Consider the following 15,791-nt stretch of genomic DNA (forward strand, 5'->3'; position numbering starts at 1 on the left):
CTGAAGGTGTTGCTCATCAGGTTTCTCAACACTTGGCGAACCCATAGCAGAGGACAGAAGTGTCCAAGGCTTTGAGGTGCGTTCCGTACGCTCTTGGACACTACGATGGATGCCCGCATTGTGAAAGCTTTGCCGCTGCGCCTGGACCGGGCCGGCCGCATTGGGTTGGGTGTTTTGCTGCGCCTGCATGGCTGTGCCTCTCGCTGCATCCTGTTCGAATGTCGCTGATGGGCGGTGGGCTCAAACCGGCCATTCGCTGCAAACCCGACGAATGACCGGTCCTGGCCGATCCGAGACCCAGAGCCTTAGCCCAAGGCGATCCATTTCGGGTATCTCCCGACTTCGGCTAGGCAGGGCGCAATCTGCTCGACTTGTCCCAAGGAAGACCTCGCCGCGGTCGCCGGGTTGGGCCGTTCCACCATCACCGATTTTGTGTGCGGCCTTTTTCTTCGCTGGTCTTTTTTCGTAGCCTGCCATCGGTCAAGAACGCCTTTTTCTTCAAAGTACTAGTACTGAGCAGGCCCAGGTGGAGTTATTTATCGCCACCCCAAAAGGGGAGGGACCCTGGCCTGCCATCCTGTTCGTCCATGGCCATCAAGTCGGAGGCCGCCCTGGTGCTCGTGTCTTCGTGAAGCTCGAAGATAGGCCTCGGCTTGCAACCACCGATGAGGGACGCCTCGCAGATATGGCCAAGCGTGGCTATGTTGCGGCGGCCGTATCCATGCCGGGCTATGGCGGGTCTTCCGGACTTCCTGATTTTGTCGGGCCGCGAACGCAAGCCGCCGTGGAGAGAGCCATTGCACATCTGTGGGATCTGCCGTCGGTTGATCGCAACCGTATTGCCCTCTATGGGGTCAGCCGTGGCGCGGTCACTTCGGCAATGGTAGCGACACGGGATGCGCGCCTTCTGGCCCTTCTCTTTGTCCGCCATGGCCCGCCCGATCACATTCGCTCGGACAATGGCTCGGAGTTCACCGCCAAGGCTGTCCGAGACTGGCTCTCCAGGATCGGCGTGAAGACCCTCTATATCGAGCCAGGGAGCCCCTGGGAGAACGGCTACAACGAGAGCTTCAATGGGAAGCTCCGAGATGAGCTGCTCAACGGCGAGATCTTCTACACTATCAAGGAAGCCAAGGTGTTAATCGAACATTGGCGCAAACACTACAACACCGTCAGACCGCATAGTGCCCTCGGCTACAGGCCACCGGCACCCGATACCATCCGGCAGAATCGCGTCGATCTGGCCTACGCTATCGATGGGCTCCAGCCAGATCGCCGCTTTCACCAAGCGACTAAGAGTCTAAACTAAGGCGTGGCACCATCCGTGGGGGCGGGTCATCGTTCATCTGTAACCCTTCTCAAACCTATTTGAAGGATATCGAAATGTTGGTTTAGCTGACTGTCTGAATTGACCATTCATTAGAGCGGTTGATCTTTCTTATGCATGCCTGAGGAAGCCCTGCGGAAGGTGGGTTCGTTCCTTGTGTGCTAAGATCGATAGAACCATCTAGGCATCAGAAGTTGCTAATACCAAATCAAAGACTTGCTTCGACTGTTAGTCGAACCAGCATGCTAGGTCGAAAACTCAACCGCTCAACTCTTCAATGCCTTGGCTTTGAGAATACTCATTTGTGGCCAAGCTCATCCGTAAGAGGATTCCATGAGCAAACTTAACTTTGAAATTCGTCCCTTCACGGAAACCGATTTGCCAATCTTGCATGAGGTGCGCGAAGCGGCATTTGTGCCCGTGTTTAGATCTTTCCGAGCGATCGTGGGCGAAGACATCGCCCAATTTACGTATGCCGAAGCTGAAACTGATCAGGGCGCACACCTTGATGAAATGTGTCAGACAGGATCCCGGCATCACGTTTATATCGCCACAGCTGACAGCCAAGTCATCGGCTGTTGTGGCTACACAATCGACCCTAAACGCAAAGTTGGGCAAATTGGTCTCAATGCCGTTCATCCAGATTACCAAGGCCGGAACGTCGGAACCGCTTTGTACGAATACGTACTGGCAAAAATGAAAGAGGAAGGCATGTCGGTTGCGACTGTGGGTACCGGCGGCGATGCGAGCCACAAGCCGGCCCGTCGGGCCTATCTAAAGGCAGGTTTTGAGACGAGCATTCCATCTCTCCTACTTTGTAGAATGCTCTGAGGAGGCTTATAGCACCTCTCCGGTGTATCATTCTTGCCTCGAAGTGGTCAGCAAGAGTGTCCGCTTTGGTGCTCATTAGTTAGTTCGGCTAGGGCTAGCGCTTTGTCTTCTTGTGAAGCGGTATCGCTTTGTAAAGTCTCCTTGCACGAGGCGAGAGCCGTGACTGCATCCCCCATTCCAGGATGCCACCTCATGCAAGATTGGCAAATCGGATTCGGTGCGGCGCGCGCAGCAAGCTTCCTGTTCCTAGTGGCATCCGTCTCCACGATCTTGGATTTTGTTGTTTTGGGACATGTATCTGACATTGGGACGCTTGCGGGTGGCGCTATGGCGACAGCAGATGTCGCTTCAGAACAGTGGATTTAAGGCTGAGAAAAGCCCAGGTCGCTGCCGATGACCAGATTTTATCAGATATTGGACCTTACTCATGAAAGAGCAGGCATGTTACTTCTTCGACGACTGGTGTCTGTGCGAAGCCAAAAAAATTATGTCAGGGTTTGCTACGGCTAGCCATCCGAAACCAACACCAACAACAAGATGATTGAGCGAGTGAACTGTGATGGCGATGCAGCTGTCTCAGAAAGCGACGGAACTCGAAATGCGAGATATCCAGATCATGTTGGGTGTTGCTGAAGCTGGAAGCTTCCGACGAGCCGCGAAATGCTTGAACATTGGGCAGTCCGCCGTAACACGGCGCATTCAGAAGCTTGAGGAAGCGCTCGGCGTATCATTGTTCGAGCGCCGAACGACTGGCGCTCGATTGACCTATGCAGGATGGTCCTTCGCGCAGCGAGCTCGATCTTTAGCCATTGATGCGGCACACACTGCTGGTAGGGGCAGAAACGGACGATTGAAAATCGGTCTGATCGCTTCGCTTTCTTACGGTGCGTTCCGAGAAGTTCTCTTGGCCTATAAATCCAGCCATCCTCAGGTGGAATTGACCTTCAGGGCCGCAGCCGGTTTTTTTTCTCTCCACCGCGTTCAAGTATCCCAGGCGACGACACGCGCTGGGGCCCCGTCACTGGCGAGCAACTTAAGAGGCAGAGCAGCGAATTGAACGGTCTTTGCTGTGAGTTGCGATGTGCCAATCAGGTATTCGATCAGCGTGATCCCACCTCGCAGCAAAATATCGTGAGAAACGTGCTCTTCGATCGGTGGCATCTCACCATCAAGCACCCGGCGGATCGTGTGATCTTGCGGGAAGTCAAAGGCGACAGAGGTTGGTTGTCGGTCCTGCAACCACAGGCAAGCTTCGGCGGACAGATACGGCGCGTCACGCCAATATTGCGGCGTGCGCCAATCCTTTTGCGCATCCCAACAGGTGCGAAAAAGCGCGATCTGCCCGGACGCTAGATGCCCCGCGGTGCGGTCCAGATGACTGGCTGTGATTTCTTCGTTTGGGGCGACATCCGACAGGTCGATCACCGCAGCTTTTCCCATCACTCGCGACAGATCCAACGCATCCGTTGTTGGCCCACCCGGGACCATGTGGCATGGCGCATCGAGATGTGTGAAAGCGTGACACGAGATGCCGAAAGAGGTGACTTCAAAGATATCGCCCGCGGTGAAATCACCTTTCTTGTCTCGCTGAAGCGGCCAACGAAAATGACCGCTCTCCAAAGGCATGGTCAGATCATAGATCACGGTCATCCTCCCGAATATAGCTGCGGCAAAGTCAAAACGAGGGCCGGAAAGCAAAGGCACAAGATCAGGGCAGCGAAGAGCGCGGCGAGAAAAGGCAGGCTTTCCCGGATCACCACCTCTGGGCTTTCCTTCGCAATGTAGGCCGACAGATAGATCAGATAGCCAACAGGCGGCGTGGTCAGCCCGATCATCAAATTCAGCACGATCAGAACGCCGAAATGGATGGGATCAACGCCAATGTCCTGCATCACTGGCAACAGAACCGGGACAGTCACCACGAGCCCTGCAAGCGGGTCCATGAACAGACCAATCAGCAGCACAAAGATCATGGCCATCACAAGTACCCAGAAGGGATCGCGGCTGATCGAAAAGATAAGCTCGGCAGCCGTGGTGGAGACTTTCAGGTCAGCCACGATCCACGCAAAGACCGAAGAGGCACCCACGATGACCAAGACGGTTGCGCTGCCTTTGGCGGCAGCAACCAAAGCTTCGCCGCATCCGGCCCAAGTGAGTTCGCGAAACCAGAACTTGCCGATCACAAAGGCGTAGGCCACGGCGACTGCGCCCGCCTCGGTTGCGGTCATGACGCCGCCCAAAATGCCGCCGACGATGATCACCGGCGTCGCCAGTGCGACCAGCGCCGAAGCACCGGCGCGCAGGATTGCACCGACCCCCTGCCACCGCCCAGCCGGATAGCCCCGCCTGAGCGCCACGACGTAGACCATGACCATCAGGCAGAGCGCCACCAGCAGCCCCGGAAGAACGCCCGCCAGAAACATTTTCCCGACCGATTGCTGGGCCAGAACCGCATAGACGATCATCGGGATGGATGGCGGTATGATCGGGCCAATGACGCTAGAGCTCTGCGTCACGGCAGCCGCGAAGCCCCGCGAAAAACCGGCCTTTTCCATGGCCGGAACCATCACCGAGCCGATCGCAGCGGTATCGGCGACGGCTGAGCCGGAAATGCCTGAGAAAAACACGGAGGAGGCAACGTTGACATGGCCAAGCCCGCCTCTGATATGGCCGACACAGGCCTCGGCAAACTCAACGATCCTGCGCGTCACACCACCACGGTTCATCAGTTCTCCGGCCAGAAAGAAGAAGCCGACCGCCAGAAGCAGGAAATTGTCGATCCCGGACAAAAACAGCTGCGCGATGATTTCGAGCGGGATGTAGTCACGGTAGATGAGAAGAGCCAGCGTCGACGACAGCAGGATCGCAAAGACCAGATGCACGCCCAGAAGCGACAGCCCGATCATCGTACCAAGCAGAACCAACAGGGTCATGCCTTGGGGTCCTCCTGAAGGCTGAAGTTGCGCCAGATCAGAACGATCGCCCAGGCGACACCGGCAATGAGCGCGGCAGAGAAATACCATGACTTCGAGAGGCCGAGTGTAACGTAGCGGTCCGACGAGAAGACCGCATTCAACGTCCAGCCCCCCCACACAACCAGCCCGAGTGCAGCGATTCCGGCGATCACGCCAAACTGCGCCAAAACCGGGCGCAGGCGGGGTTTGTCCGCGATCAGCCCGATCCGCATATGATCCGCGCCAACAGCAGCCAAAAGGATCACCCAGACATAGAGCAGCCGGTTTGCCTCTTCTGCCCAGATGATCGAACTGTTCAGGACATAGCGGGCAAAGACTTGGCTAACGGTCAGCACCACGACCGCCAGCATCAGCCCGCCCACGGTGATGCGCCACAGGCGCACCACCAAGTTTACAAACCTTGTCACTTACTTGGCCAACGCATCGACCTTTTGTAGCAATTCGTTGCCGAATTTCTCGACGTAGGCCACGCGCGTTTGATTGGCGACCGCGTCGCGGAAAGCCGACACGTCCGGCTCTTTGACGACCTCAACACCGGCGTCGATCATCGCTTGCAGGCTTCCCTCCTCTTTGGCCGCGTTCAGCGCGCGCTCGTAGGACGCAGATAGTTTGGCCGCGACACGCAGCGCTTGCTGGTACTCGGGCTTGAGCCTCGCGAACCGACCGTAGTTCGCCACCAGCGGCGCCGCCGTATAGGCATGAGCCGTCAGCGAAAGGTGCTTTTGCACCTCATGCAGTTTGGAGGCGTAGATGTGGTTGACCGGATTTTCCTGCCCGTCGATCGTGCCGGTCTGCAACGCCGAATAGACTTCGGAGAACGGCATCGGCGCTGGATTGGCACCAAGGATCTGGAACGCCTCCAGGTGAGCTGGATTGGGCGTTGTACGCAGTTTAAGCCCAGTCAAGTCCGCCGGAGATGAGACCGCGCGGACGTTATTGGTCAGGTTGCGGAAGCCGATCTCCCAAAACGCCAGTCCTTGCAGGTTCGACTGGTTGATCGACGTCATCAGCGCATCGCCCACTTCGCCATCCATCACCGCATATGCATGTTCCGCCGACTGGAAGAGAAACGGCAGATCAAGCAGGTTCACCTGCGGGGCGAAGGCTGTGAAGTAGGGGTTGCCCACCAGCACAAGGTCAATGGAACCCAAACGCGCCCCTTCCAGCATGGTTGGGGAGTTGCCGAGCTCGCCTGCGGGGTGCAGCGAAATCTCAACCTCGCCACCCGTCATATTTTCGACGGTAAACTTGAAGTGTTCGGCCGCCAGATACGCTGTGTCGCCAGGTTTGGCATAGTGACCAAAGCGCAAAGTGGCCTCTTGCGCAAATGCTGTGCCAGCAACGGCCATGCCAGCCAGCGCAAGCCCCAGGGTTTTCAAAATCGTACGTCGTTTCATTTTGTCCTCCACTGATAGTTATTTTGGCACCGCTTCGATGCCGTAGATGCGTGCCGCTGTGCCGACAAACAGCGCGTCACGCTCGGAATCGCCGTAACTTTGTGTGGCGACATCGAACCCGGAAATGATTGTGTCAAAGGACCCACACAGCCCGTCCACCGGAAAGTTGGAGGCGAACATGGCGCGGTCGGGTGAAAAAATATCGATTGCCTGGCGAATGATGTCGCGATTGTCCTCGATACTCCATGAGCGGCAAGGCAGGCCAAGACCCGAGATCTTGACGACGGCCTGGGGCATCCGGGCAAACGCCTCCATCGCCGCGCGCCATCCCGCCAGCCCTTCGGGGGAACGGTCCGATGGCAGGCCGGTGTGGTTTAGAATGATCGGCACATCCGGGGCCAGTTCGGCCATCGCGGGCACCTCGCTCAGGTGCCACCAAGGCGTCTGCAGATCGAACATCAGCCCCGCCTCGGCCAGGGCCTTGAAGCCCCGACGATAGGCCGGGTCGCTCATCCCTCCGGGTGCGCCCCCGGGCGCGGCATTGGCGCGGGGTTTGTGGCGGACGGATCTGACAATGGGAAGCTCCGCAATCACATCGATCACAGCGCTCAGGTCATCGCGGTCCAGCCAGGCTTGGGCCACATGGGCTGCGGGGCGATCGGAAGCGTCCGCGACACCCTGCATCCAGAGCGCCTCACCGGTTGGATCGGCGGGGTCCCACTCCCCCTCCATTGTAACACTGGCCACGACATCCCAGCCTTGGGACGCTTGATCGTACTCCTCAGCCATGAAGCGGCTGCGGATGGTCGAATAATCCCCGTAGCGGAAGGGGATCATCGGCTCGTTCCGCAGCCAGGGGTGGTAGTTGCGGACCGGGTCCCAGAAATGGTGATGAGCGTCGATCAGTTTCACATGCGGCTCCGCGCGTGTTTCACAACTGGCCAGACCCAAACGGCAAGCACCGTCAACGCCAACGCAGCGGCAATCGGGCGAGAGACAAAGATCAGCAGGTTGCCGTCAGATTTGAGCATTGAGGTGACGAAATTGAACTCAAGCATGCCCCCCAGAACGATGCCGAGAATGGCAGGGGCCACCGGGATGCCGTTTTCCTCGAACAGCCACCCGACCAGCCCGAAAACCAGCATCACGACGACACTAAAAGCGGTGTTGTTGATCGCAAAGCTGCCGACAATGCAGCAGGCAAACACCACGGGCAGGTAGTAGGCAGGCTTGATCGTGAGCAAGTGGCGCGAGATACGGATAATGAGCCAGCCAAAGGGGATAAGCAGCAGGTTGGCCAGAAAGAACGCGATGAAGATCGCGTATACCAGCTCGGGCGTTTTTGTGAAAATGATCGGGCCAGGCTCAAGCCCTTTGAGGTAGAGTACACCGATGACAATGGCCGTGATGCTGTCGCCGGGGATGCCAAAGACCAGCGTCGGCACCCAAGCACTGGAAAGCGCGCCATTGTTGGCGGCGCCCGCCTCGACAATGCCTTCGTCATGGCCCTCGCCGAATTTCTCGGGCGTTTTCGATCTGCGCTTGGCCACCGCATAGGCGACCCATGCGGCGATATCAGCGCCCGCACCTGGCAGCGCACCGATCATTGAACCCGTGAGGCTGCCTCGCAGCAGGTTGGTTTTGCGTCGCATAAGATTGGCACCGAGGCCCTGAAAGACCGGACCCATATTGGGCGGTGTGATCTTGGCCTGGGTTTGGGTGATATTGCGCAAGATCTCCGGGATGGCGAACATGCCGATCATTGCCGGGATGAAGCTGACACCGCCCATTAGTTCGGTCGAGCCGAAGGTAAATCGGGGTTGGCCCGCAACCTCGTCGATGCCGATAGAGGCCACCCATAGGCCGAATAGCAGCGAGAGCACGCCCTTCAGCGGTGCTCCGGTCGAGATGACGGCGGCGCAGCTCAGACCAAGAAGGGCCAGCCAGAAATACTCTACGGATGAGAAGTTGGTCGCAAATTTCGCCAACAGCGGCGCGGCAACCATCAGTAGGATCACCCCAATCACGCCGCCGACACAGGCCGCCGCCATAGACAGCCCAAGAGCGCGCTCCGGGCGGCCCGCCTTCGCCATGGCATGCGCATCTTGCACATAGGCAGCCGAAGCTGGAGTGCCCGGAATTCGCAACAGGGCACCGGGAATGTCGCCTGCAAAGATCGCCATGGCCGCGAGCGCGGCGATGGCGGAAATCGCAGGCACCGGGTCCATGAAAAAGGTGATCGGGATCAACAGCGCGACACCCATCACCGCCGTCAGACCCGGAATAGCGCCGATGGTCAGTCCCAGAAGGCTCGCGACAATCACGGTACCCAGCACATCGGGCTGAAAGACCAGAGCCAGCGCTTCGGCGAAGACGCTCATATGAGCCATCCCTCCACAACACCAAACGGCAACGGAATGCGAAGCAGCACGCCGAAAATCACGTGCAGAAGAAGGGTCAGCCCGACCGCCACGCCAAGCCCGATCAATACCCGGCCACCGGCCAAGAGAATCAGTGCGAGAATGAGCAAGAACGTCGTTAGGATAAATCCCAGAGATGGCCCAAGCAGAACCCAGGCGATGCCGCCCGCGAGCAGCGCTGCGGCCCTGAGCCCGCGGCGCGAGCGCATCCAGTCTGGCAGGGTGAACCAGGGCCTCGTCGAGGGGCCTAGGATCATCGCAAGCCCTGTGAGCGCCAGACAAGCCGCCGTGATGTGCGGGAAGAATGCCGAGCCAAATTGTTGGCCGGGCACAGCGCGAAACCCGAAGGTGCCGTACACGATAGCGACTGCGCCAACTACAGCGACGATGCCGATGAAGCGATTGGAAAACTGCATGGTTTTTTGCGTGCTCGGGCCGACACCAGGCCGACCCGAGCGTGCCTGTTACTTGGCGATACCAAGATCTGTCAGCAGTTCTTTGGCCGCGCCGGAAAACTCTGCGGCGAAGGCGGAGAACGCCTCGGATCCGTCGAACAGCGGGGTGATTCCGCGCTGCGCTAAGGCGTCCTGAACTGCAGCCGATCCATGTGCCGCTTCAGCTGCAGTTTCAATCTTGGCCTTGATGTCCTCTGGAAGCCCCGACGGCGCACAGAGCGAGAACCAGTTCGTCAGCGACCAATCCACGCCGCTTTCCTTCAGCGTCGGCACGTCAGGGAACGCAGGGGAGCGCTCATCAGCCATGATGCCGAGGATCTTAACTTCTCCAGCATCTGCAAGCGCGCGGGCTTCAATAGGCGATCCAGTGAACATGCTGATACCGCCAGACACCAAATCCTGTAGCGCCGGGGCGCCGCCCTTTGATGGAATGAACTTGACCGTGTCTGCCGAAGCACCTGCCGTTTTCATCATGCCGGCAACCGCCATGTGCCATGGCCCCCCAAGCCCCGAGCCGGACGATGACAACTCACCTGACTTGGCGGCTTCAACCACCTCTTGAATGGACCCATAAGGACTGTCGGCCGCGACCGTCACGCCAGCCGGGATCGTTGCAAGTCGTGAGATCAGATCGTAACTGGCTGGATTAATATCTGCCAAACCGACGGTCTCGAAATAGGTGATTTCAGACGTGCAAGCGCCCAGCGTGTAGCCATCAGCTGTGCTGTTGGCAATGGCCGAATGCCCTACAACGCCGGAGCCGCCGGTGCGGTTGATAACATTGATGGGCTGGCCCAGCTCTTTTTCGAATCCAACGGCAAATATACGGATGATGGTGTCGGTGCCGCCGCCTGCGCCCCAAGGCACGATGATTGTGACGGGACGCTCGGGGTATTCTGCCAGCGCGGGCGCCGCGACAAGGGTTGCAAGTGCCGTCAGTCCGGCGGCAAAAGTGAACTTTAACGATGTCATTTCATCCTCCCATGCCACTGTTTGCGTAATAACCGCACTCGGCGTGGCGACCGGGCACGGATTTTCTCAGAACGTCTCGGGCAAAAGCGCGTCTGGGACGTTTTGGTAGCAGACAGGGCGCAAGAAGCGCCGGATGGACAAAGTGCCAACCGAAGTGGCACCAAAATTGGTCGAGGCTGGATAAGGCCCGCCATGGACCATCGTGTCGGAGACCTCGACGCCCGTTGGAAAACCATTGACCAAGACGCGGCCTGCCTTGCGCTCGATCAGCGGCATCAGGGCTTGGGCCGCGCCCGTGTCGTCCTCATCCATGTGGAGCGTGCAGGTCAGCTGCCCCTGGATGGCGCGCGCGATGTCGGCCATTTCGTCAAGGTTTTCGGCCACGACGACGATGCCTAAGGGGCCAAACACCTCTTCTTGCAGGTCGTGATTGGCCAGCCAGTCCGTGGCCGAGATCTGATAGAGGTAGGGCTTGGCCTCGCGACCGTCGCGAGCCGTGCCCAGTAACTCGCTCACGCCCGCGCCATCTGCCACACGAGCCACACCGCTGCGATAGGCGTCGGCAATGCCGTCGGTCAGCATGGTCTGCGCGCTTGCATCTTTCAAAGCGGATTTGGCTGCGCTGACAAAACCTTCTGCACCGGGCAGGACCACGGCGATGCCGGGGTTTGTGCAGAACTGCCCCGCGCCCATGGTGAGCGAGCCGGCCCAACCGATGCCAATCTCGGCACCACGAGCCTTCGTGGCCGCCGGCAGGAGGAACATCGGGTTGACGGAGCCAAGCTCGCCAAAGAAGGGGATCGGCTCGGGCCGCGCAGCACAGAGGTCAAACAAGGCGCGCCCGCCAGCGAGTGAGCCTGTAAAGCCCACGGCGCGGATCAGCGGGTGCTGCACCAGTGCGGTGCCCACGTCGCGTTTGCCGCCTTGGATGAGGCTGAATGTGCCTGCGGGCATGCCGGTTTTCTGGATCGCCGCGTAAATGGCCTCGGCCACGATCTCGCCCGTGCCGGGATGGGCAGAATGGCCTTTCACCACCACGGGGCAACCTGCGGCCAATGCTGCCGCCGTGTCACCGCCTGCGGTCGAAAAGGCCAGCGGAAAGTTGGAGGCCCCAAAGACCGCAACGGGGCCGATGGGCCGCTGGATCATCTTGAGGTCCGGCCGTGGCAGCGGCGCGCGGTCGGGCAAGGGAGCATCATGGCGGCGGTCCAGATAGTCACCCTTCAGGATATGCTCGGCAAAGAGGCGCAATTGCCCCATTGTCCGCCCGCGTTCGCCCTGAAGCCGCGCCGCGGGCAAACCGGTCTCTTGCGTGCCAATCTCGGTGATGGCGTCGCCGCGGGCCTCGATCTCATCCGCGATTGCGTTGAGGAAGGCCGCGCGGCTCTCGCGGGTGCCGCAGCCATAGGTCTCGAATGCCACCTCAGCGGCCTCGCAAGCCCGGCTGACCAGGTCGGTCGTGCCGATGCAAAAGGCGTGGGCGGAACCATGCGCAGGCTCAGAGGTAAAGGTCTGATCAGCCGCGACCCAATCGCCGGCAACCAGGTGTTTTCCGTGCGGTATAAAGCTCACCTTGGGTAATCCCGTTGTCCGATGTCAATCTATGGCGACGTCACGCCGCCTCGTTCTTTGCGTTTTGGGCCATGCGCACCAACAGCTCGAAGGCCTGCCGGGTTGCGCCGACATTGGCGATGCCTTGGCCCGCGATATCAAAAGCCGTTCCATGGGCAGGTGTGGCCACAGGGATCGGCAGGCCGCCCACCACCGTCACGCCACGTTCAAAGCCCATCAGTTTGATCGCGATCTGACCCTGGTCATGATACATGGTCACCACGGCGTCGACCTCGCCTCGCATGGCCTTCAGGAACACCGTGTCTGATGGCCAGGGGCCCGTCACATTCATCTGCTTTTTCTGGAAGGCTTTGACGACGGGTTCGATCACGTCGATTTCCTCGCGTCCGAACTTGCCATTGTCGCCCGCATGGGGGTTCAGGGCTGCGACCGCCACATGGGGCCGCATCTTGCCGGAGCGTGCCAGTGTGTCATGGGCCAACTCAACGGCGCGCAGGATGCCGGGGCCATCGATGTTGGTGGCCACGTCCTTCAGGCCGATGTGACTTGTGACGCGGGTGGTCATGAGGTCATCAAGCACGTTGATTTCCGAATGATAGCCCTCAAAGCCCAAGTAGCGCGCCATATAGCGGTGCTCATCCTCGGCGTTGAGCCCGGCGGAGGTCATGGCGGCCTTGTTGAAGGGCGCAAACAGCACGCCGTCCACATGGCCCGCTTGTGCGAGATCGAGAGCTTTATCCAGACAGCGCAGCGACGTGTTGCCACCTGCCATGGTGACCTCCGCGACTTTCACATCACCCGCGTCGATGGTCTGAAGGTCAAGATGCGCCAGACCGTCAAACGCGCCAACGTCAGCCTCACCGATCGTTTTCAGCTGCACCTCAACCCCGGCCTGCTCAGCGCCGCGCTGCCACAGATGCGCGTCACCCACCAGCAGGATATCGGCGGCCTCAAGCACACTGTCTTCATTCAAAAGCTTGGCAATCAGTTCTGGCCCGATACCGGAGGGGTCACCGGGGACAATGGCAAGTCTGGGACGCATCAGTCGGCTTCCTTGGCGGTTTCAATCTCGGTGATCGCGGCGGCGATATTGGTCTCCGCCGTGCGTAGGTGGCTCTTTAGCGCTTTCCGCGCGGCAGCGGCATCGCGGGCCTTGAGGGCCTCGACGATGTCCAGGTGTTCGCTCCGGGTGGCATCGCGGCTGGCAATCCGTTGGGATGACAAAAACCGCACCCGCCACAGGCGCGCATTGTAGGTCGCATGGGTTTCGGCCAAAGCCTCATTCCCGGACGCAGCCACAATGGCCTCGTGGAAACGCATATCCATGCGGAACGCCTCTAGCTGCCCGTCCGTGTCCCGGGCCTCTTTGATCGATGTATTGATTTCCTCGATCTTGGCCAGCTGCGCGTCGGTAGCCTCTGCGCAGGCCAGTTCGCCCGCCAGAGCCTCCAACGCGCCCTGGACCCGCAGCCAATCGTTAATTTCATCCAGCGACGGGTCGGCCACGCGTGGGCGGCGGGTGGGGCCGTAGACGATCAGCCCTTCGGTTTCGAGGATCCGCAATGCCTCTTTCAGGGGCGTTCGGCTGATGCCAAAGGCCTCGGCCAGATCCCGTTCGCGCACCGACATCCCCGGTGCAAGCCTGCCCAGCATGATGAATTCGCGCAGGTTATCCGCCGCCTCCATCGCGAGCGACTGCCGCGGTTTTAGCTCTACAAATTCGCGCAGTTCATTTGTCCAGGCGCTCTCACTCATCTTATGTCCCCCAACGCAGTACCAGTGGATCCAGAGACCGCAGAAGGTCGATCAACCGAGAGCGGATCGCCGGGTGAAGGGGTGGGATAGGGTGGCGGCAGAACTCGGATTTGATCACGCCGCCTTCCACCATTGCAGCCTTGCAAGATTGCCAGCCACATTGCCGGTTTTCATGGTTGACGGCCATTGCCACTCGGCCGTAGGCCTCCGTGGCGCCCGAGACATCACCCGCGCGATACTTCGTAATAACCGGCTTGATCTGATCGACTATCATGCCGCTGGTCATCGAGCCCGTGGCACCCGCGTCGAGATCGGCAAGCAACGTGATCGCCTCCTCACCGTCGAAAGGTGCTTCAATTGCGTCCTCGCCCTGCTCGATCAACGCACGGATTTTGTTAGCCGCGCGGGGGCACTCGATCTTAAAGAGCTTCACCGCCTCGATCTCCTTGGCCATCCGCACCAACAGCGGCACAGGCAGCTCAACGCCTGATAGCGGCGCGTCCTGCACCATGATCGGGATACCCACCTTTCCCACGGCGGCAAATTGTTCGAAGCTCTGCTCGGGCGTGCCTTTGAGCAGCGCACCGTGATAGGGAGGCATCATCATCACGATATCTGCACCAAGATCCTTGGCAAAACGCGCCCGTTCCACCGCGATCTGGGTCGCGTAGTGGCTGATCGTGACGATCACGGGCACACGGCCTGCAATATGTTCCACGCTCAGCTGCGCCAGCACTTCGCGTTCGGCATCCGATATCAGGAACTGTTCCGAAAAATTGGCAAGCACGCAGATGCCATCGGCACCTTGATCAATCAGGCAATCGAGCACCCGTTTCATACCCTCAAGGTCAAGCGTGCCGTCGTCGTTAAAGGGCGTGGGGGCGACGGGCCATATGCCGGAATACGTACTCATTCGGTGATCTCGAAATGCTGGAGGTGCTTGTCGGTGATAGAGATGCCCAGACCCGGCGTGTTGTCATCCAGTTGCAGATATCCGTCCACCGCCTCGGCGTCGCCCTCGAAGATATAGTAGAACAGCTCATTGCCGACCTCGACGTCGAAGACGGGGAAGTATTCGCTGATCGGGCAGTTCGTATTGGCCATGGTGAGGTGGTAATTATGCATCTGGCCTGCATGGGGGATCACAGGGATCTGCGCGGCCTCGGCAATGGCGTTGATCTTTTGTGCCGCTGTGATCCCGCCCACGCGGTTGGTATCGTATTGCAGGATGCTGACGGCCTTTTTCTGGATGAGTTCATTGCAGCCCATGACGCTGAACTCATGCTCGCCGCCAGAGATCGGCACGATGCCCATCGCATTCAGCTCTGCATAACCCGCCACATCATCGGCAATCACCGGCTCCTCAAGCCAGCGGGGTTCGAACTTCATCAGTTTCGGCAGCATCCGCTTGGTATAATCCAGGGTCCAGCCCATGTAACATTCGAGCATGAGGTCCACGTCGTAGCCCAACACCTCGCGCAGGGCTTCAACCCGCTTGAGGTTCTCGCGCATGCCCGACATGCCATCTTTGGGGCCAAAGCCGAACCGGGACTTATAGGCCTGATAGCCGTTCTTCTGTGCATCTTCGGCCTCGCGCTGCATCGCCTCGATGCTGTCGGCATAAAGCTTGGAGTAATAGACCGGGATCTTCTCTTTCGTGCGTCCGCCCAAAAGCTTGAAGACTGGTTTGTTCACCAGCTTGCCCATCAGGTCCCAGATGGCGATGTCGATAGCCGAGATAGCCGTCATGCCGATGCCCTTGCGGCCCCAGGCATGGGTCCGGCGATACATCTTTTCCCAGATATAGGCGTAGTCGAACGGATCTTCGCCGATCACCAAGGGCGCGTACCAGTCATCAATCGCCTGCTTGACCACCGTGGGCGCCAGGGCCGCGTTGCCGATGCCGATGGTGCCGTCTTCTGCCTCTACCTCGCAAGTCAGCCATTGGTGAAACCGGAAAGAAGCCATGGCGTCGCCCTTGATCCACAACGCATCCGAGGCATTGGTGCAGAAATTGCCCTGAGGAGGAACAGTCGGGCCGGTCCAGTTCCAAACGCGGGTGCGGATAGATTTGATCTTGGTCATTA

At 59.2% G+C, this 15,791-nt stretch carries 18 protein-coding genes; 4 read left to right on the forward strand and 14 right to left on the reverse strand.

Annotated elements, in window-relative coordinates; all coding sequences use genetic code 11:
- The coding region (locus tag HBA54_RS28860) for a hypothetical protein (protein ID WP_205944930.1) at nt 1–189 on the reverse strand (189 nt) is incomplete at its 3' end.
- A 337-nt stretch (nt 190–526) separates the two neighbouring features.
- Between HBA54_RS28860 and HBA54_RS29545 the strand changes: the two genes are divergently transcribed.
- The 4 genes from HBA54_RS29545 to HBA54_RS29970 all read left to right on the forward strand — a co-directional run bounded on the left by HBA54_RS29545 (nt 527) and on the right by HBA54_RS29970 (nt 3,215).
- Nucleotides 527–1,309, forward strand: coding sequence for an integrase core domain-containing protein (locus HBA54_RS29545; RefSeq protein WP_205944931.1), 783 nt, complete (start codon nt 527–529; stop codon nt 1,307–1,309).
- A gap of 351 nt (nt 1,310–1,660) precedes the next feature.
- Entirely contained in the window at nt 1,661–2,158 is a 498-nt protein-coding gene (locus HBA54_RS26090) for a GNAT family N-acetyltransferase (protein WP_167230748.1), read from the forward strand.
- A gap of 192 nt (nt 2,159–2,350) precedes the next feature.
- Complete coding sequence (locus HBA54_RS26095) at nt 2,351–2,524, forward strand: hypothetical protein (RefSeq protein ID WP_167230751.1); 174 nt, start codon at nt 2,351–2,353, stop codon at nt 2,522–2,524.
- 232 nt (nt 2,525–2,756) lie between these two features.
- On the forward strand, nt 2,757–3,215 hold the full coding sequence (locus HBA54_RS29970) for a LysR family transcriptional regulator (RefSeq protein ID WP_367575721.1): 459 nt from the start codon (nt 2,757–2,759) through the stop codon (nt 3,213–3,215).
- Here HBA54_RS29970 and HBA54_RS26105 read toward each other — a convergent pair.
- From HBA54_RS26105 to HBA54_RS26165, 13 genes are all read right to left on the reverse strand, one after another.
- Nucleotides 3,140–3,802, reverse strand: a complete 663-nt coding sequence (locus tag HBA54_RS26105) for a cyclase family protein (RefSeq protein ID WP_167230757.1) — start codon at nt 3,800–3,802, stop codon at nt 3,140–3,142. The genes HBA54_RS29970 and HBA54_RS26105 overlap by 76 nt on opposite strands.
- Nucleotides 3,803–3,804: 2 nt before the next feature.
- Nucleotides 3,805–5,091 (reverse strand): TRAP transporter large permease, encoded by a 1,287-nt coding sequence (locus HBA54_RS26110; protein WP_167230760.1) that lies wholly within the window; start codon nt 5,089–5,091, stop codon nt 3,805–3,807.
- A complete protein-coding gene (locus HBA54_RS26115) occupies nt 5,088–5,540 on the reverse strand; it encodes a TRAP transporter small permease (protein WP_167230762.1) in 453 nt (150 codons plus the stop codon). Before HBA54_RS26115 ends, HBA54_RS26110 begins: the two co-directional genes overlap by 4 nt.
- Nucleotides 5,541–6,530 carry a DctP family TRAP transporter solute-binding subunit gene (locus HBA54_RS26120; protein WP_167230765.1) on the reverse strand — a complete coding sequence of 330 codons (990 nt, stop codon included), beginning with the start codon at nt 6,528–6,530 and terminating at the stop codon, nt 5,541–5,543. It lies immediately after the preceding gene.
- An 18-nt stretch (nt 6,531–6,548) separates the two neighbouring features.
- Entirely contained in the window at nt 6,549–7,442 is an 894-nt protein-coding gene (locus tag HBA54_RS26125; protein ID WP_167230768.1) for an amidohydrolase family protein, read from the reverse strand.
- A complete protein-coding gene (locus HBA54_RS26130; RefSeq protein WP_167230771.1) occupies nt 7,439–8,911 on the reverse strand; it encodes a tripartite tricarboxylate transporter permease in 1,473 nt (490 codons plus the stop codon). Before HBA54_RS26130 ends, HBA54_RS26125 begins: the two co-directional genes overlap by 4 nt.
- On the reverse strand, nt 8,908–9,366 hold the full coding sequence (locus HBA54_RS26135) for a tripartite tricarboxylate transporter TctB family protein (RefSeq protein ID WP_167230774.1): 459 nt from the start codon (nt 9,364–9,366) through the stop codon (nt 8,908–8,910). Before HBA54_RS26135 ends, HBA54_RS26130 begins: the two co-directional genes overlap by 4 nt.
- A 48-nt stretch (nt 9,367–9,414) precedes the next feature.
- Nucleotides 9,415–10,377 (reverse strand): Bug family tripartite tricarboxylate transporter substrate binding protein, encoded by a 963-nt coding sequence (locus HBA54_RS26140; RefSeq protein ID WP_167230777.1) that lies wholly within the window; start codon nt 10,375–10,377, stop codon nt 9,415–9,417.
- 66 nt (nt 10,378–10,443) lie between these two features.
- Entirely contained in the window at nt 10,444–11,949 is a 1,506-nt protein-coding gene (locus HBA54_RS26145) for an aldehyde dehydrogenase (NADP(+)) (protein ID WP_167230780.1), read from the reverse strand.
- 40 nt (nt 11,950–11,989) lie between these two features.
- The gene (locus HBA54_RS26150) at nt 11,990–12,991 is read right to left on the reverse strand and encodes a 4-hydroxythreonine-4-phosphate dehydrogenase PdxA (RefSeq protein ID WP_167230783.1); all 1,002 of its coding nucleotides are present in this window, start codon (nt 12,989–12,991) and stop codon (nt 11,990–11,992) included.
- Nucleotides 12,991–13,704, reverse strand: a complete 714-nt coding sequence (locus HBA54_RS26155) for a GntR family transcriptional regulator (protein WP_167230786.1) — start codon at nt 13,702–13,704, stop codon at nt 12,991–12,993. Before HBA54_RS26155 ends, HBA54_RS26150 begins: the two co-directional genes overlap by 1 nt.
- A 1-nt stretch (nt 13,705) precedes the next feature.
- Entirely contained in the window at nt 13,706–14,617 is a 912-nt protein-coding gene (locus HBA54_RS26160; RefSeq protein WP_167230789.1) for a dihydrodipicolinate synthase family protein, read from the reverse strand.
- Entirely contained in the window at nt 14,614–15,789 is a 1,176-nt protein-coding gene (locus tag HBA54_RS26165) for an L-rhamnonate dehydratase (protein WP_167230792.1), read from the reverse strand. The genes HBA54_RS26160 and HBA54_RS26165 overlap by 4 nt, the downstream gene beginning before the upstream one ends.
- Between the last annotated feature and the right edge of the window lie 2 nt (nt 15,790–15,791).

The sequence above is a fragment of the Pelagibius litoralis genome (assembly GCF_011683915.1).
Lineage (GTDB): Bacteria > Pseudomonadota > Alphaproteobacteria > Kiloniellales > Kiloniellaceae > Pelagibius > Pelagibius litoralis.